The following is a 17,975-nucleotide window of genomic DNA, read 5'->3' as shown; positions in this document are numbered from 1 at the left end:
GGCTGTCTTTCCTCCCCTTGAGGATAGGGGATCCCGGTCGGCGGGGTATTTTAGAACCAAGCATCGACGCGAGGGGGAAGCGGGCTATGGACGTGGCGGTTGTGGGAGCTGGCTATGTGGGGTTGGTAACCGGCGCCTGTCTGGCTCACCTGGGCCATAGCGTTATCTGTGTAGACAACAACCCCGTCAAAATCGAAAACTTGCAGCGGGGCCACCTGCCCATCTACGAGCCTGGGCTGGAAGAGCTGGTGCGGGGAGGCACCGAGGCCGGCCGGCTGCACTTTACCACCGACCTGGGCCTGGCGGTGAAAGCCAGCGAGGTCATTTTTATTGCCGTGGGCACCCCAGCTTTGCCCAGCGGCGAGCCGGATCTGCGCTACGTGGAGGCCGTGGCGCGGGAGATCGGCCAGCACCTGGACGACCGCTACCGGGTTATTGTCAACAAGTCTACCGTCCCCATCGGTTCCGGCGACTGGGTGCGTATGCTCATCCTCGACGGCGCCGCCGAGGCTGTCCAGCAACGTCTAAGCAGCCAACAGATGGCCCTGGCTGGAGGGGATCCCACCCCCTCCTCCCTGGCCACCCTGGACAAGTCTCCCTGTGTGCCGCCCTTCGACGTGGTCAGCAACCCCGAGTTTTTGCGAGAGGGCAGCGCCATCCAGGATACCTTCTACCCGGATCGCATCGTGATTGGCTCCAACAGCCCCCGCGCCATCGAGATCCTGCGGCAGCTTTACGAGCCCATCCTCAGCCGCCAACAGGGCTTGGGCGGGGATCCCGTGCCCTTGCTGGTCACCGACCTGGCCTCCGCCGAGATGATCAAATATGCCGCCAACGCCTTCTTGGCCACCAAGATTAGCTTCATCAACGAGATCGCCAACATCTGCGAGCGCACCGGCGCCGACATCACCCAAGTGGCCGAAGGGATCGGCCTCGATAAGCGCATTGGCCGCGCCTTCCTCAACGCCGGTATAGGCTGGGGAGGGAGCTGCTTCCCCAAGGATCTGTCAGCTCTCATTCAAACAGCTGCTGACTACGGCTATGAGGCCAAGCTATTGCGGGCTACTGTCGAGGTCAACCGCGAGCAGCGGCAGCGCCTGGTGGAAAAGCTGCAGCAGGCCCTCAAGGTGCTTAAGGGCAAAACCATTGGCCTTTTGGGCCTCACCTTTAAGCCCCACACCGATGACCTGCGGGATGCGCCCTCTCTGACGTTGATCGAGCAGCTCCACCGCCTGGGAGCCAAGGTGAAGGCGTATGATCCCATTGTCTCGGCTTCGGGGATGCGGGAGGGCCTGGCCCACGTGATGGTGGAAACGGATGTATTCCGCCTGGCCCAGGATTGCGATGCCCTGGTGCTGGTGACGGAGTGGCCGGAGTTTTTGTCGCTGGATTACCGGCGCCTTGCCGAGCTGATGCGGCGGCCTTTGCTGATTGATGGCCGCAATTGCTTAGATCGGCAGGCCGTTCAACAGGCGGGCATCACCTTAATTGGAGTGGGCTGGTGAAGATTCTGGTAACGGGTGGTCTGGGATTTATTGGCTCCCATCTGGTCAGCCGCCTTCTGCAGGAGGGCCACGCAGTTATCTGCCTCGACAACGGCTACACGGGGCGGGAGGAGAACGTGCAGGCCCACCGCGACAACCCCGCCTTTACCTTGCTGTGGCACGATGTGGCCGAGCCGCTGCCGCCGGAGCTGGAAAAAGCTGGGATCGAGCAAATCTACCACCTGGCCTGCCCCGCCTCGCCGCCCCACTACCAGGCGGATCCCATCCGCACCATCCGCACCAGTGTCTGGGGCACCTACCACCTGCTGGAGCTGGCTCAAAAAACCGGGGCCCGCTTCCTCCTGGCTTCCACCTCGGAGGTGTACGGGGATCCCCAGGTGCACCCCCAGCCGGAGGACTACTGGGGCCATGTCAACCCCATCGGCCCGCGGGCCTGCTACGACGAGTCCAAGCGCCTGGCCGAGACCCTAACTTTTGATTGGCAGCGGCAACACCAGACGGAGGTCCGCGTTGCCCGCATCTTCAACACCTATGGCCCGGCCATGCGGGAAGACGATGGCCGCGTGGTCAGCAACTTCATCGTCCAGGCCCTGCGCGGGGATCCCCTCACCGTCTATGGAGATGGATCCCAGACCCGCAGCTTCTGCTACATCGCTGACCTCATCGAGGGCTTGGTGCGCCTAATGAACAGCGCCCACCCCGGCCCCTTAAACCTGGGCAACCCGCAGGAGTTCACCATCCTAGAGTTGGCCCAGCAGGTCTTGGCCCTCACTGGCAGCTCTTCTCCCATTGTCCACCGCCCCCTGCCAACCGACGATCCCAAGCAGCGCCGGCCCGACATCAGCAAAGCCCGCGCCCTGCTGGGCTGGGAGCCGCAGATCCCTTTGTCCGTCGGCTTGGAGCTAACCATCCCCTACTTCCGCCGCCGCCTGGGGCTGGCGTAGGAGAATGCCCCCTGGAGTTCCCAGGCCACTGGCCACTTCTAGAGGTGAGTAGAGGGCCTCAAGGTTGTTATATACTACGATACAAATACGGAGAAGGGATGTTAGCCTAAGCAGGGGATCCCTAGGGCCATGGACACTTCTCCTCTCTCTCTGGAAGAACCGACCACCCTCATGCCCTTAGAAAGCTGCGGGCTGGAAGCAGAGAGGGAACCGGTGGGCGCTTTTTTGACGGTGCTCCAGGGATCTGACAGGGGCAGGACTTTCCGCCTAGGGGAGACAGTAGTAGTGGGGCGCAGCCCCCAAGCCGACGTTCAGCTTTCTGACTACACCATCTCTCGGCAGCACTGCCAGCTGGGGAAGGAAGGGGAAAGCTATCTCGTCACGGATCTAGGCAGCCTCAACGGCACCTATGTCAACGGGGAACGGGTAACTTGCCGGGTTCTGGCGGATAGGGATCGCATCCAGGTGGGCAATAGCCTCCTACAGTTTGCCTACTATGACCGGCTGGAGGAGGCTTTCTTTTCCCAGATGGCCGCCGCTGCCCTCTACGACCCACTCACCGGCCTCCATAACCGTCGTTTTTTCCTAGAACACCTCGAGCGGGAAATCCCCTTTGCCCTGCGCCATCGCCTTCCCCTCCACTTGCTCTACCTGGATCTAGACAACTTCAAGCTCATCAACGATCGCTGGGGGCACTTGGCCGGGGATCAAGCCCTGATCCAGGTGGCCCAACAACTGCAGGCTCAAGTTCGCGGCGAGGACTTGCTGGCCCGCCTAGGGGGCGATGAATTTGCCCTCTTGGTGCGCGGGATCCCGGACTCTCAGATCCTGCAGTTGGCCAGGCGCCTACAGCAGGCCATCGAATCCCTTCCCCTGCAGGGGGGAATTCACCTCACCTGTAGCATTGGTGTCGCCTCTTTGCTCCGGCTTCCAGCAGAAACCTCTGCACCCAGCTTCCTAGATGCAGCCGACCAGGCCCTCTACCAGGCCAAAACGCAGGGGGGCAACCGGGAGGTGTTGCTGTAGGGTTCAGGATCCCTCCACCAAGCTGGCATAGGCCTCGGCGCTCATCGTGTCGTCGAGATCCTCCGGGTTGGTCATGCGCACCTTGATCAGCCAGCCATCCCCATAGGGATCGTCGGCAATGCTCTCCGGGCTGTCCACCACTGCTTTGTTCACCGCCACCACTTCCCCCGAAACAGGGGCATAGAGATCCTCCACGGCCTTAACGGATTCCACCGAACCAAAGCTCTCGCCCTTTTCAATCTCTGTTCCTTCCTCCGGCAGGCCGACGAAAACGATGTCGCCAAGCTGATCGACGGCATAAGCCGTGATCCCAATCACCGCAAGGTCATCCTCAACGCGGATGTACTCGTGGGTGTCCACATAGCGCAGATGGGGTGGATACTCCAGGGCCATGCCGTTTCCCCCGCTAGAATTCAGTGGATTATTCTAGGGTGAACCCCTGAAGCTGGTAAAGCTCTCCCAAGGGGATCCCCTAGGCTTGACACCTAACTAGAGGAACTCCATCAGCAGCCGATTCACGGTTTGCGGCGCCTCCTGCTGTGCCCAGTGGCCGCACTCGGGGATGTATTCTTTGCGAATGCCGTTGGGGAAAAAGGGATCCATTCCCTCGGTCAGCTCGCGGCTGAGGGCAAAGTCTTCCTCTCCCCAAATGAGTAGGGTGGGGGCGAGGATCTGCCGCAGAGGCTGTAAAAACAGGTTCTGCAGAGTGGGCAGGCTAAACAAGTGGCGGTAGTAGTTAAGGGCAGAGGTGAGCACCTTGGGTTTGGCGAGAGCCTCTTGGTAGATCTTCAGGTCATGTCGGGTGAAGGCACTCTTGCGCACCGAGGTTTCTTGGAAGATGCGCTGCACCCAATCGCCCAAGTTCCACTGGAGCACCCACTCCGGCAGCCAAGGCAACTGAAAAAAGAACAGGTACCAACTGCGGCGCATCTGATCTAGGTTGGTCAAGAACTCCCGCCGAAAGCAAGCCGGGTGAGGGGAATTGAGAACGGCCAGCTTGCGGATCTCGTCGGGGAAAAATTGCGCCCAGTGCCAGGCAATGGCTCCTCCCCAGTCGTGGGCCACCACTACCGCCCTCTTAGCCCCAAAGTGATCCAGGAGGCCGCGGACGTCCGCCGTGAGGGTATCTAGGTCGTAGCCGTGATCCGGCTTATCAGAGTCATTGTAGCCGCGTAGATCGGGGGCTACGACGCGAAACCGCTGCGCCAACACTGGGATCTGGTGCCGCCAGGAATACCAAAACTCCGGGAAACCATGCAACAAGATCGCCAGCTCCCCTTCCCCCTGGGTGACGTAGTGCAGTTGAATACCATTGGTCAGGGCATAGCCGTGCTGCCAGCTCCCCATCTTAGCGGCTACTTCAGAGGGAAGGCGTCGGATCCCTGCTTCTGTCATGTCGTCTGCTCTCAGGCCGAACCCATGATTTGGTATCCACCCATACTAACCTTTGTCGCTCTCTTGCTAGCGGGGAGTTTTCCGGAGGCGTCTGTAAAAGGCATCCTGGGAGAGAAGCGGCGGCTGCAAAGGTCGGATGAAAACTAACACAACATCCCCCCAGAAGATCGCCATTCTAGGGGCGGGAGCCTGGGGAAGTACGCTGGCTCTACTGGCCCAGGCCCAGGGGCACCGAGTGCAGCTTTGGGATCGGCGCAAGGATCTGGATCTCAAAGAGGTGCTCCAGGGATCCCAAATCCTTATCTCGGCAGTCTCCATGGCGGGGGTGCGCCCTGTGGTGGAAGCGGTGCGCCAGGTGGGGATCCCTCCCCAAGCGATTGTGGTCTCGGCCACCAAAGGGCTGGATCCGCTGCAGCTTCTGACCCCTGCCCAAATTTGGGGGGCCACTTTCCCAGAGCAGCCTCTGGTGGTGCTTTCGGGGCCCAACCTTGCGGCGGAAATCCGTCAGGGCTTGCCGGCAGCGGCGGTGGTGGCCAGCCGGCAGTCCTGGGCAGCTATGCAGGTACAGCATGCCCTGGCTTCGGAACGCTTTCGCCTCTACACCAGCAGCGATCCCTTGGGGGTGGAGCTGGGGGGCATCCTGAAAAATGTTATCGCCATCGCCGTGGGGGTGTGCGATGCACTGCAACTGGGCACCAATGCTCGGGCTGCCCTGGTCACCCGCGGCCTGGCAGAGATGATCCGGGTGGGATCCCACTTGGGGGCGCGGCCTGAGACCTTCAACGGCCTCTCAGGGCTAGGGGATCTGCTGGCCACCTGTCACAGTCCTTTGAGCCGCAACTACCGCGTAGGCTACGGCTTGGGTCAAGGCAGGCCTTTGTCCCGGGTTCTGGCCGAAATCGAGGGCACTGCCGAAGGGGTTTACACCGCCCCCGTCGTGGTCAAGATTGCCGCCCAGCATAACATCCGGGTGCCTATCACCCAGGAGGTGCATCTGTTGTTGCAAGGGCAGACCACCCCCCCTGCTGCCCTAGCCAGGCTGATGGAGCGACAACTCACCTCGGAATAAGACCCTCACCCCCCGCTCCTCTCCCTGAGGGAGAGGGGGGGCTAGACGTAGGTAGAGAAACGTTTCATTGCTATTTGAAGCTATTTGAAATGACCATAGCCGCAAATCCGCGGATGAGGAAAGGGGTTCTGCAGCGCATCAGGATTTTTGCAGAGGGTTGGGGTACCAGAATGAGCTATTTGGCGGAGTTTTTTTCCTCAGAGTTTTTCTATGCTGCCTCCATAGCTTCCCTGTTCGTTCCCGCATCAACTCGGCTCTCGATTGTTCCGGGAAGCCGACAGCCAGCCCCAGGGGTTGGGGGGTCTCTTGTTTGCTTGTTTGCGAAGCCACATGTCCAAACGCATCTTGGTGATTGAAGACGAACCCGCTATCCGCACCTATTTGCAGAAGGTGTTGCAACGAGCTGGGTACGACACTGTTGCGGCTAGCAACGGGGAGGAAGGATTACAGATGGTGCGCGCCCTCCTGCCGGATTTGGTGTTGTGCGATGTGGTCATGCCCAAGCTAAACGGCTACGGGGTGCTCGATGCCGTGAGATGGGATCAGTTCACTGCCCACATCCCCTTTGTCTTTCTCTCCTCGAAAACCAGCCGAGAAGACATGGAAGAAGGGCTGCGGCTCGGCTCTAATGCCTATCTAACCAAGCCCATCGACCAAAACCACCTGTTGAAAGCAATCGCTGCCCAACTGCTCTAAACTTTTAGCCATTTACCCCTGGGATAAGACTTCCAGGGAACCGAGAAAAGTTTTCCGGATCCCTGCCGGCTGTAGCTAGGGGATCAACGCCTGTTGTCGCTGCCGCTGTTGCCGCTCCAGGGCCTCGAACAGGGCTTGAAAATTGGCTTCGCCAAAGCCCGCGGCTCCGCCCACTCGCTGGATCACTTCGAAGAAAAAGGTGGGCCGGCCAAATAGAGGTTGGGTAAATGTTTGCAGCAGAAGGGGACGATCCTGGCCATCAGAGGCGGGCAGGGTGGCATCCAGAAGGATCTGCTGCTCCACCAGGTCTTGCCAGGAGATGGCCTGTCCAAGGGCGGAACGGAGCGCCAACCCCAACTCCCTTTCCAGGCTGGTGTAGTACTGCGGCGGCACCTGCAAAAAGTCCACTCCCCCCTGCCGCAACCGCCGCAGGCTGGCAACGATATCCGGGCTGTGCAGCGCCGCGTGCTGAATGCCCGGGCCACCATGGGCATCCAAAAACTCCTGAATCTGAGAAGCGGCGCAGGTGGGTTCGTTGATGGCCCATTGGATCCCGGCTTCTGGATCCCCTACCACCACGCTTTCCAGGCCAGAGGTGTCGGTGTGGATGCTGTAACGGTACAGATGCCGCCAGCCCAGCACCTGGCCATACCAGTCGGCTGCCGCCTGCAGGGATCCCTGCTCCACGTTCAACACCACGTGATCCCAATGGGAGAACAGGCCTGCTTCCGCAGGGGTGACGTTGGAGGGGCCGGGGACGAGAGAATGCCGGATCCCGTAGGGGGTGTGGAGGCAGAGCGCCGCTGCTGCCGGGATCCATTCCACTGGGGCGCCTCGCCCCCGCAACAGCTCCGCCAAGGCCGGTAGCTCCTGCTCCCCCACCGCCAAAGCCACGTCCACCACCCCCGGCGAATGCTGCTGCAAATAGCGATCCACCTCGTCCCCCGCCCGTGCCGGCTGAGACAGGCGCACGCGCAGGGATCCCTGCCGCAGATCCAGGGTGTTGCCGGCCTCGCTTTCCAGTCGGAAGCCCCAAACCCGACAAAAGTGTTCCCGCCAACGGGGCAGATCCCAAAGGTAGAAGTGCAGGTGATGGATCCCTTGGACAATTCGAATGGACTGGTTCATAGAAAGCGCACGGCTAACGCGAACGCCAGGTGTTCTGGTGTTTTCCCGGCAACAGGTAACCGGGGCCGCCCTAACCCAGCATAGGCTGGCCCTTTGGCGAGGGAAAAGGTCAAAACCCTTTCCAGCAAACCCTTAAGACAACATTAAAAACACGCTTAAAAATGCGCCCACAAAAACATCTTCGCAGGGCAAAGGACTAAAATTGAAGTGGGCGAGGTGTATGGCCAACATCCAAAAAAAGAAACAGCAGAGTTGCTAAAAGCTCTCCCTCAAGTCAGTCACCAGGCCCTCTCTTTTGCAAAGATTGTTGTAGCTTTTGGCAGTTGCTGGGGCGCCGCCTTGCCCTATTGTCAGCCTATTGGCGGAGTTGTCAGGCGTCATAGTTGGGAGGATTGTTATGATAGCGAGCGCGCAGCGTTCTGTAGCTTTGTCTACAGAATCGAAGGCCGAAAAAAATACAGAACGCAAAGTATCTGATCAAGCAGTTGCGAGAGATTTTCTGCCGGGACGGTGGCAGCGCTGCATCGATGTCCGAGATTTTATTCAGCGCAATTACACTCCCTACACCGGGGATGAAAGCTTTTTGGCGCCGGCCACCGAGCGCACCCAACGGCTGTGGGCCAAGGTTAAGGATTTGATGGCGCTGGAGCGGGAGCGGGGGGTTTTGGATGCCGACACCGACCTTCCTTCCAGCATCACCAGCCACCCGCCGGGCTATATCGACCGGGAGCTGGAGCAAATTGTAGGTCTGCAGACAGACAAGCCCCTGAAGCGGGCCATCCTGCCCTTTGGCGGCATCCGCCTGGTAGAGACGGCCCTCAAGGCCTACGGCTACGAGCTGGATCCAAAGGTTAAGGAGATCTTTACCAAATACCGCAAGACCCACAATGACGGGGTCTTCGACGCCTACACGGAGGAGATGCGCCGCTGCCGCCGCTCTGGCATCATCACCGGCTTGCCGGACGCCTATGGGCGGGGCCGCATCATCGGTGATTACCGGCGGGTACCTCTCTACGGGGTGGATCGGCTGATTGAAGACAAGGAGGCGCAAAAAGCCAGCCTCGACCTGGACACGATGGATGAAGAGACCATCCGCCTGCGGGAGGAGCTCTCAGAGCAGATCAAAGCCCTGCACGAGCTCAAGGAAATGGGGGCCAGCTACGGCTTTGACCTGGGCCGTCCGGCAGCCAACGCCCGCGAGGCCATCCAGTGGCTGTACCTAGCCTACCTGGCAGCGGTCAAAGAGCAAAACGGCGCCGCCATGTCCCTGGGGCGGGTCTCCACGTTCCTAGACATCTACATCGAGCGGGATCTGCAGGCCGGGATCCTCACCGAAGAAGAGGCCCAGGAGCTCATCGACCACTTTGTCATGAAGCTGCGCATGGTCAGGTTTTTGCGCACGCCAGAGTACAACGAGCTCTTCAGCGGCGATCCCACCTGGGTAACTGAGTGCATTGGCGGCATGGGGCTGGATGGGCGACCTCTGGTCACCAAGACCAGCTTCCGCATGCTGCACACCCTCTACAACCTTGGGCCGGCGCCGGAGCCCAACCTAACGGTGCTCTGGTCGGAGCGGCTGCCGGAAGCCTTCAAGCGCTACTGCGCCAAGGTCTCCATCGAAACCAGCTCCATCCAGTACGAAAACGACGACCTGATGCGCCCCTACTGGGGGGATGACTACGGCATCGCCTGCTGCGTATCGGCCATGCGCATTGGCAAGCAGATGCAGTTTTTTGGGGCGCGGGTAAACCTGGCCAAGTGCCTACTCTATGCCATCAATGGCGGTCGGGATGAGATCTCCGGTGAGCAGGTGGCCCCGGCCTACGCCCCCATCACCTCTGAGGTGTTGGAGTACGACGAGGTGTGGCCGCGCCTGGTGCAGATGATGGCCTGGCTGGCCAAGACCTACGTCAACACCATGAACATCATCCACTACATGCACGACAAGTACTGCTACGAGCGCCTGGAGATGGCCCTGCACGACCGCGACATTGTGCGCACGATGGCCTTTGGCCTGGCTGGCCTATCGGTGGTGGCGGATTCCCTCTCGGCCATCAAGTACGCGCGGGTGCGGGCAATTCGGGACGAGCGCGGCCTGGTGGTGGACTACGCGGTGGAGGGCGACTTCCCCAAATATGGCAACAACGACGACCGGGTTGACCAGATTGCGGTGCAATTGGTGCAGACCTTCATGGCGGAGCTGCGCAAGCACAAAACCTACCGCAACGCCATTCCCACCCAGTCCATTCTCACCATCACCTCCAACGTGGTCTACGGCAAGAAAACCGGCAACACCCCCGATGGGCGGCGGGCTGGCGAGCCCTTTGCGCCGGGGGCCAACCCCATGCATGGCCGCGACACCAAGGGAGCGGTGGCGTCGCTGGCCTCCGTGGCCAAGCTGCCCTACGACGACGCGCTGGATGGCATCTCCAACACCTTCTCCATCGTGCCGGCGGCCCTAGGGCGCACGGCCGAGGAGCGGGTTGCCAACCTGGTGGGGCTGCTGGACGGCTACATGCGGGATGGCGGCTTTCACCTCAACGTGAATGTCCTCAACCGCGAGACCTTGCTGCAGGCCATGGAGCACCCAGAGCTCTACCCGCAGCTCACCATCCGGGTTTCCGGCTACGCAGTGAACTTCATCAAGCTTACCCGCGAGCAGCAACTGGATGTGATTAACCGCACCTTCCATCAACACTTCTAAACGAGGGGGCGGGGGATCCCGGAAGGCTGCCCCTAGCCGGGTGGAGGATCCCCCCTCCCCAAGCAAGGAGGTTCAATGAGCTATAGCGTTGGGGATTTGGTTAGAGACTATGCGGCGGGACGGCGAGATTTCCAGGAGATCGAGCTGCCCCAGGCCGACCTACAAGGGATCCACCTAGCCGGTGCCGACCTGCGCTATGCCGATTTCAGCGGCGCCAACCTGGCAGGCGCCAACCTGCGGGGGTGCGATCTCAGCTTTGCCGATTTGAGCGGCGCCAACCTATCCAAAGCCGACCTGCGGGGATGTCTGCTTTTTGGCAGCAATTTCCGCGGTGCCCTCTTGGAGGGGGCTTTGCTGGATCACGCCGATTGCGATGCCTATACCCATTTCCCGGCGGGCTTTGATCCCAAAGCCCATCGCCTGCACAACCTCTCGGCGGAGGTCTCCCAGTAGGAGGTCTTTCCATTGGTTTTCAACCGTTAAGAAAAACACAGTCTGGGTAAAGTCCAAACCGTGATGTGCACAACATGGCCAGCAATTGGGAAGAAAACCTCAAGATTAGTTGATATTTTGCAAAAGCCATTGAGGATAGAAGTATGGATACCCCGCTCAACCCCTTGACGCCGATAACCGGCCGCATTCACTCGGTCGAGACCTGTGGCACGGTGGATGGGCCAGGGATCCGCTTTGTCATCTTCCTACAGGGCTGTCCTCTGCGCTGTCTGTACTGCCACAATCCCGACTGTCGGGATCCCAATGCCGGCCAGGTGGTGACGGTGGACTCCCTCATGGCGGAGATCCAGCGCTGCCGCAATTACTACTTCAAGGGTGGGGGAGTCACGGCCAGCGGGGGGGAACCGTTAATGCAACCCAACTTTGTGGCCGAGATTTTCCGCCGCTGCCACGAGCTGGACTTGCACACGGCGCTGGACACTTCCGGCTACGCGCCCTTGGGAGTGGCCAAGCCGGTTTTGGCCCATACGGATTTGGTGTTGCTCGATATCAAGTCCTATCTGCCGGAGCTCTATCGCAAAGTTACCGGCGTTTCGCTGCAGCCCACTCTCGATCTGGCTCGCTATTTGGATCAGATTCACAAGCCCACCTGGATTCGTTTTGTTCTCGTTCCTGGACTAACAGATCCTGAGGAAAACATCAAGGGCTTGGCTGAGTTTGTGGCCACTCTATCCAACGTGGAGCGGGTGGAGGTTTTGCCCTTTCACAAGATGGGGGAATACAAATGGCAGCAGTTGGGACTGCCCTACACCCTCAGCGATGTCCAGCCGCCCACGCCGGAACAGATCAACCACGCTTTGCAGATCTTTCGCGAGCGGGGATTGGTGGCGGTTTAATGGCTGCTAAGACTTAGTTTATTGCCGTAGCAACAGTAACAAAAACAGAGCCAATCCCCATTTGCATCAGCTTGATCCCAAAGTCATCTCTAAAATTCTTAGGCTGCCCCTAAAGTAGCGCTAGGTTGAACTTATAGGCTAGGAGCTGGCCAACTCTGGCAGATGGAAAAATAGAGGAGGGATCCCCAGTGGAAGTGCGCGTAACCTACCAAAATGGCGTTCAATTTCAAGCCGAAAGCCGCGGCCATCGCATTCTCAGCGATCAGCCCTTGGACAACCACGGCCAAGATCAGGGAATGACGCCACCGGAGTGGTTTTTGGCCTCTTTGGGTGCCTGTGTTGGCTTTTATGCCGTCAAGTATCTGGAAGCGCGGCAGTTGGATCCTCGGGGGCTGGAAGTGGTTGTTACTGCAGATAAAGTTGAGCACCCCAGCCGCTTAGACAACATTTGCATTCGCGTTCAGACGGGGATCTCCCTCGACGAAAGGCAGCAAAAGGGCCTAGAAAAAGCTGTCGACGCTTGCATCATCCACAACACCCTCACCCATCCCCCAAAAATGACCACCGAGATCCAGGTTCCCGCACCTGTGGGCGCTTAGCCAGCCAGGGAGCCCAGGGAGTCTTGTAGCTCTAACTGTTACTCTTGCCTCAACTCTTAACCCGTATGGATGTGATTTTGGAGGGATCCACCTATGCCTGTTACCAATCTCGAGGAACTGGAAGCTTTAATCCAACAGGTGAAAGCTGCCCAGGCTGAGTATGCCACCTTCACCCAGGAGCAGGTGGATCGAATCTTTCACAAAGCTGCCCTGGCGGCCAACAACGAGCGGATCCCCTTGGCCAAGCTGGCCGTAGAGGAGACCGGCATGGGTATTGTGGAAGACAAGGTGATCAAAAATCACTTTGCCTCTGAATACATTTACAACAAGTACAAACACGAGAAAACCTGTGGCGTCATTGAGCGGGACGAGAGCTTTGGCTACGAGCGCATTGCCGAGCCGGTGGGGCTTTTGGCAGGCATTGTGCCGGTCACCAATCCCACTTCGACGACTATTTTCAAAGCCCTCATCACTCTGAAAACCCGCAACGCCATCATTTTTGCGCCTCACCCCCGCGCCAAACGATGCACCATTGCCGCGGCCAAGGTGGTCAAAGAGGCGGCTGAGGCGGCAGGCGCGCCTGTGGGCTTGATTGGCTGGATTGACGAGCCCACGATTGAGCTTTCTCAGGCTTTGATGCAGCATCCGGAGGTGAAATTGATCCTGGCCACCGGCGGCCCCGGCATGGTCAAGGCGGCCTATTCCTCCGGCCACCCCTCGCTGGGCGTGGGGGCGGGCAACACGCCGGCGGTCATCGACACCAGTGCCGACATTCCCATGGCCGTCAGTTCAATCTTGCTCAGCAAAACTTTTGACAACGGCATGATCTGCGCCTCGGAACAGGCGGTGATTGTGGTGGAGGCCGTTTATGAGCAGGTGAAGGCGGAGTTTTGCCATCGAGGGGCCTACTTTTTGGATCCGGAACAAACGCAAGCGGTGCGCCGCATCCTCCTCAAGGATGGCCGTCTCAATCCGGCTATTGTTGGCCAATCGGTGCAGACCATCGCTGCTCTGGCCGGGATCCAGGTACCCGAAGGCACCAAGCTGCTGATTGGGGAAGTGGACAAGGTGGGGCCCGAAGAGCCGTTTTCCTACGAAAAATTGGCCCCTGTTTTGGCCTTCTACCGCGCCAAGGATTTCCACAGCGCCGTCGAGGTTGCTGTCCAACTGGTCAATTTCGGTGGGCGGGGCCACACCTCTGTCTTGTATACCGATCCCGCCAACCAGGACGATATTGCCTACTTTGAGCATGCCCTCCAAACAGCACGGGTGCTGATCAACACCCCCTCTTCCCAGGGGGCGATTGGGGATCTCTACAACTTTAGGCTGGATCCCTCGTTAACTTTGGGCTGTGGCACGTGGGGGGGCAACTCGGTCTCCGACAATGTGGGGCCGCGCCACCTGCTCAACATTAAAACCGTGGCCTACCGGCGGGAAAATATGCTCTGGTTCCGGGTGCCGCCCAAGATCTACTTCAAGCCGGGATGTCTACCGGTGGCGCTGCGGGAGTTGGCCGGCAAAAAACGGGCTTTTTTGGTGACCGATAAGCCCCTCTTCGAGCTGGGTGTGCTGCAGCCGGTTACCCAGGTTTTGGACGAGCTGCACGTGAACTGGGATGTCTACCACGATGTGGAGCCGGATCCCACCCTCAGCAACGTCAACCGCGGCTTGGAGCAGTTGCGCCAGTTTCAGCCGGATGTCATCATCGCCGTGGGTGGCGGATCCCCGATGGATGCGGCCAAGGTGATGTGGCTGATGTACGAGCAGCCCCAGGTGGAGTTTGAAGGCCTGGCAACGCGCTTTATGGACATCCGCAAGCGGGTCTACGAGCTGCCGCCGCTGGGGCAAAAAGCCCAACTGGTCTGCATCCCCACCACTTCCGGGACGGGATCCGAGGTAACGCCCTTTGCGGTGGTGACCGATGACCGGGTGGGGATCAAGTACCCCCTGGCCGACTACGCTCTCACCCCCAGCATGGCCATTGTCGATCCGGATCTCACCCTGAAGATGCCCAAGAAGCTGACGGCTTACGGCGGCATCGATGCCCTCACCCACGCCTTGGAAGCCTATGTCTCGGTGATGGCCAGCGAGTTTACCGACGGGCTGGCGCTGCAGGCAATTAAGCTGCTGATGACCTACCTGCCGCGGGCCTACGAGAAGGGAGCTGAGGATCCAGAAGCGCGGGAAAAAGTCCACTACGCCGCCACCCTTGCGGGCATGGCCTTTGCCAACGCCTTTTTGGGGGTGTGCCACTCTTTGGCCCACAAGCTGGGATCCACCTTCCACCTGCCCCACGGCCTGGCCAATGCCCTGATGATTACCCACGTCATCCGCTACAACGCCACCGACGCCCCCTTCAAGCAGGCCATCTTTCCCCAGTACCGCTACCCCAACGCCAAGCACCGCTATGCCGAAATTGCCGATTACCTGCAGTTGGGGGGAGCCAATGATGATGAAAAGGTCATGCGCCTCATTGAGGCCATCGAGGAGCTGAAGCGGAAGCTAGGGATCCCGGCCAGCATTCGCGAGGCCCTCAGCGAGAGCGAGCAGGCCTTTTACGACCGTCTGGAAGCGATGGCGGAGCAGGCTTTTGATGACCAATGCACCGGCGCCAACCCCCGCTACCCCCTCATTCAGGATATGAAGGAGCTGTACGTCTTGGCCTATCGGGGCTGCCGGGTGGAGGCTGCCCTCTACCACCAGCCGGAGCCGGCTCTGGTTTAAGGTCGGCCTTCCTCCCCGCCAAAACGTACTTCTCCCTTCCCTCCTTGCAACGGCTATGGCTACGCTGCACCGCCCCGATCCCAGCCTGGACATCTGGAAGGCCAGATCCCACCCCTTAGATCCCATTTTTCTGCCCCGCTCGGTGGCGGTGGTGGGGGCAACAGAGCGCGAGGGCAGTGTGGGGCGCACGGTGCTCTGGAACCTCATCAGCCACCCCTTTGGCGGCACGGTCTACCCGGTCAACCCCAAGCGGCACCAGGTGTTGGGCATCCGGGCCTACGAGCGGCTCTCTGCTCTGCCGGAGCCGGTGGATCTGGCCATCATCGCCATCCCGGCAGCCGGGGTGCCGGCGGTTATTCAAGAATGCGTCGAGGCCGGCGTCAAGGGGGCCATTGTCCTCTCGGCAGGCTTTAAGGAAATTGGCCCGGAGGGGCTGGAGCTGGAAAAGGCCATCCAAGAGGCTGCCCGCGGCAAGCTGCGCCTCATTGGTCCCAACTGCCTGGGGATCCAAAATCCCCACACCGGCCTCAATGCCACCTTTGCTGCCCAGATGGCCCGACCCGGCAACGTGGGGTTTATCAGCCAAAGCGGGGCCCTCTGCACCTCGATCCTGGACTGGAGCCTGCGGGAAAATGTCGGCTTTAGCGCCTTCATCTCTCTGGGATCCATGCTGGATGTGGGCTGGGGGGATCTCATCGACTATCTGGGCGAGGATCCCCACACCCACAGCATTGTCCTCTACATGGAGTCGATTGGGGATGCGCGGTCGTTTGTGTCGGCGGCCCGCGAGGTGGCGCTGAGCAAGCCCATTATTGTCATCAAGGCGGGGCGTACCCAGGCGGCGGCCCAGGCGGCAGCTTCCCACACGGGATCCCTCACCGGCAGCGACGCGGTTTTGGATGCAGCCTTCCGCCGCTGCGGTGTGCTGCGGGTGGATCACATTGAAGATCTCTTCGACATGGCGGAGGTGCTGGCCAAACAGCCCCGCCCGCAGGGCCCCCACCTCAGCATCCTCACCAATGCCGGCGGACCGGGGGTGCTGGCCACCGACGCCCTCATCCGCGCTGGGGGATCCCTGGCCCAGCTCTCTCCCCAAACCCTGGAGCAGCTTAACTCCATCCTGCCGCCCCACTGGAGCCACGGCAATCCCATTGATATTTTGGGCGATGCCGGGCCGGAGCGCTTTGCCCAGGCGCTGGAGATCGTGCTGCGGGATCCCGCCAGCCAGGGCTGTTTGGTGATCCTCACCCCCCAGGCGATGACGGATCCCACCGCCACTGCTGCCAAGGTGGTGGAGACCTGGCGGCGCAGCGGCTCCTGGCAGCCCATCCTGGCCAGTTGGATGGGGGGAGACTTGGTGGATGCCGGCGAGCAGATCCTTAACCAAGCGGGGATCCCCACCTACCGCTATCCGGATCAGGCGGCACGGGTGTTCAGCTATCTGTGGCGCTTTAGCGACAACCTCAAGGCCCTCTACGAAACTCCCACTCTGCTCCCTGCAACAGCGGTCGGGCGCGAGAGGGTGCAACAAATTCTCGGCCAAGCCCGGCAGCAAGGTCGCCGGCTCTTAACCGAGGTTGAGTCCAAGGAGATCCTGGCCGCCTACGGGATCCCGGTGGTGCCCACGCGGGTGGCCAATAGCCCGGAAGCAGCGGTAGAGGCCGCCGCAGAAATGGGCTACCCGGTGGTGCTGAAGCTCTACTCCCATACCCTCACCCACAAGAGTGACGTGGGCGGCGTCCAGCTCAACCTGCCCGATGCCGAAGCGGTGCGGCGGGCCTTCGCCCAGATTCTCCGCAACGTCAGCGAGAAAGCAGGGCCAGAGCACTTCCAAGGGGTGACGGTGCAGCCGATGATCCGCACCGACGGCTACGAGCTGATCCTGGGCAGCAGCGAGGATCCCCAGTTTGGGCCGGTGTTGCTGTTTGGCAGCGGCGGCCAACTGGTGGAGGTGTTCCAGGATCGCGCCATTGGCCTTCCCCCCCTCAACACCACCTTGGCGCGCCGCCTGATGGAGAATACCCTCATCTACAAGGCCCTCAAGGGGGTGCGGGGGCGCCGAGCCGTCAATCTGGAAGCGCTGGAACAGCTTTTGGTGCGCTTCAGCCAACTGGTGGCCGAACAGCGGCAGATCCAAGAGATCGACATCAACCCCCTGCTGGCCTCGGGCGAGCAACTGCTGGCTTTGGATGCCCGCGTCATTTTGCGCTCGGAGCAAGAACCCCCCGTACCGTTGGCCATCCGCCCCTACCCCAGCCAGTACAGTTGGCCCTTCCGCGAGGGCATCACCATCCGCCCCATCCGTCCCGAAGACGAGCTGCTGGTGATCCAGTTTCACCGCCACGTCTCCGACTACAGCATCTACCTGCGCTACTTCCACCCCATCAAATACAGCGCCCGCATCGCCCACGAGCGCTTGGTTCGCATCTGCTTTAACGACTACGACCGCGAGATCGCCCTGGTGGCGGAAAAACAGGAGCCAGAAGCTACAATCCTCGGCATCAGCCGCCTCTCCAAAAAACACGGCCTTCCCGAAGAAGCCGAGTTTGCCCTGTTGGTGGCGGATCCCTACCAAAGACAGGGGATCGGCACGGAGCTGCTGACCCGCCTGATTCAGGTGGCCCGCTGCGAAGGGATCCGGCGCCTCACCGGCGAGGTGCTCAGCGAAAACGAGGGCATGCGCCGCCTCTGCAGGCGCTTGGGGTTCCAGTTGCTCCCCTCTTCAGAGGATCCCGGCCTCCTCAGGGCCACGCTGGATCTTGCTGCCGATGCGGCGCTCCCCACCCCCTGCCCTGCCTAGGGATCCCTGGCCCTAAAAACGGTTTGCCGACCGGCT

General features: G+C 60.5%; 14 protein-coding genes. 11 read left to right on the top strand and 3 right to left on the bottom strand.

Going from position 1 to position 17,975, the window contains the following annotated elements; genetic code table 11:
* Positions 1-86 precede the first annotated feature (86 nt).
* The 3 genes from NW852_RS06325 (at position 87) to NW852_RS06315 (ending at position 3,475) form a co-directional block, all read left to right on the top strand.
* Positions 87-1,505, top strand: coding sequence for a UDP-glucose dehydrogenase family protein (locus tag NW852_RS06325; protein WP_414426563.1), 1,419 nt, complete (start codon positions 87-89; stop codon positions 1,503-1,505).
* A complete protein-coding gene (locus NW852_RS06320) occupies positions 1,502-2,449 on the top strand; it encodes a UDP-glucuronic acid decarboxylase family protein (protein WP_414372273.1) in 948 nt (315 codons plus the stop codon). The genes NW852_RS06325 and NW852_RS06320 overlap by 4 nt, the downstream gene beginning before the upstream one ends.
* Before the next feature lie 129 nt (positions 2,450-2,578).
* Positions 2,579-3,475 (top strand): diguanylate cyclase, encoded by an 897-nt coding sequence (locus NW852_RS06315; protein ID WP_414372271.1) that lies wholly within the window; start codon positions 2,579-2,581, stop codon positions 3,473-3,475.
* Between the two features lie 3 nt (positions 3,476-3,478).
* On the opposite strand, the gene gcvH is transcribed toward NW852_RS06315, so the two are convergent.
* Entirely contained in the window at positions 3,479-3,868 is a 390-nt protein-coding gene (gene gcvH, locus NW852_RS06310) for a glycine cleavage system protein GcvH (RefSeq protein WP_414363951.1), read from the bottom strand.
* 96 nt (positions 3,869-3,964) lie between these two features.
* Positions 3,965-4,870, bottom strand: a complete 906-nt coding sequence (locus tag NW852_RS06305) for an alpha/beta fold hydrolase (RefSeq protein WP_414363950.1) — start codon at positions 4,868-4,870, stop codon at positions 3,965-3,967.
* Between the two features lie 136 nt (positions 4,871-5,006).
* On the opposite strand from NW852_RS06305, the gene NW852_RS06300 reads away from it, so the two are divergent.
* A complete protein-coding gene (locus NW852_RS06300; RefSeq protein WP_414363949.1) occupies positions 5,007-5,939 on the top strand; it encodes an NAD(P)H-dependent glycerol-3-phosphate dehydrogenase in 933 nt (310 codons plus the stop codon).
* A 330-nt stretch (positions 5,940-6,269) separates the two neighbouring features.
* Entirely contained in the window at positions 6,270-6,635 is a 366-nt protein-coding gene (locus NW852_RS06295; protein ID WP_414372269.1) for a response regulator, read from the top strand.
* A gap of 75 nt (positions 6,636-6,710) precedes the next feature.
* On the opposite strand, the gene NW852_RS06290 is transcribed toward NW852_RS06295, so the two are convergent.
* Positions 6,711-7,763: a VOC family protein gene (locus tag NW852_RS06290; protein WP_414386101.1), complete on the bottom strand. Its 1,053-nt coding sequence runs from the start codon at positions 7,761-7,763 to the stop codon at positions 6,711-6,713.
* A 397-nt stretch (positions 7,764-8,160) separates the two neighbouring features.
* Here NW852_RS06290 and pflB point away from each other — a divergent pair, with 397 nt between their 5' ends.
* From pflB to NW852_RS06260, 6 genes are all read left to right on the top strand, one after another.
* On the top strand, positions 8,161-10,467 hold the full coding sequence (gene pflB, locus NW852_RS06285) for a formate C-acetyltransferase (protein ID WP_414426562.1): 2,307 nt from the start codon (positions 8,161-8,163) through the stop codon (positions 10,465-10,467).
* Between the two features lie 75 nt (positions 10,468-10,542).
* Positions 10,543-10,920, top strand: a complete 378-nt coding sequence (locus tag NW852_RS06280; protein ID WP_414372267.1) for a pentapeptide repeat-containing protein — start codon at positions 10,543-10,545, stop codon at positions 10,918-10,920.
* A gap of 143 nt (positions 10,921-11,063) precedes the next feature.
* Positions 11,064-11,816: a pyruvate formate-lyase-activating protein gene (gene pflA, locus NW852_RS06275; protein ID WP_414426561.1), complete on the top strand. Its 753-nt coding sequence runs from the start codon at positions 11,064-11,066 to the stop codon at positions 11,814-11,816.
* A 188-nt stretch (positions 11,817-12,004) separates the two neighbouring features.
* Entirely contained in the window at positions 12,005-12,415 is a 411-nt protein-coding gene (locus NW852_RS06270) for an OsmC family protein (RefSeq protein ID WP_414372263.1), read from the top strand.
* 93 nt (positions 12,416-12,508) lie between these two features.
* The gene (gene adhE, locus NW852_RS06265) at positions 12,509-15,139 is read left to right on the top strand and encodes a bifunctional acetaldehyde-CoA/alcohol dehydrogenase (protein WP_414426560.1); all 2,631 of its coding nucleotides are present in this window, start codon (positions 12,509-12,511) and stop codon (positions 15,137-15,139) included.
* Positions 15,140-15,194: 55 nt separating this feature from the next.
* On the top strand, positions 15,195-17,939 hold the full coding sequence (locus tag NW852_RS06260; protein ID WP_414426559.1) for a GNAT family N-acetyltransferase: 2,745 nt from the start codon (positions 15,195-15,197) through the stop codon (positions 17,937-17,939).
* Positions 17,940-17,975 lie beyond the last annotated feature (36 nt).

Source organism: Synechococcus sp. H60.1, from assembly GCF_047462335.1.
Lineage (GTDB): Bacteria > Cyanobacteriota > Cyanobacteriia > Thermostichales > Thermostichaceae > Thermostichus.
This window is presented reverse-complemented; position numbering and strand designations above follow the sequence as displayed.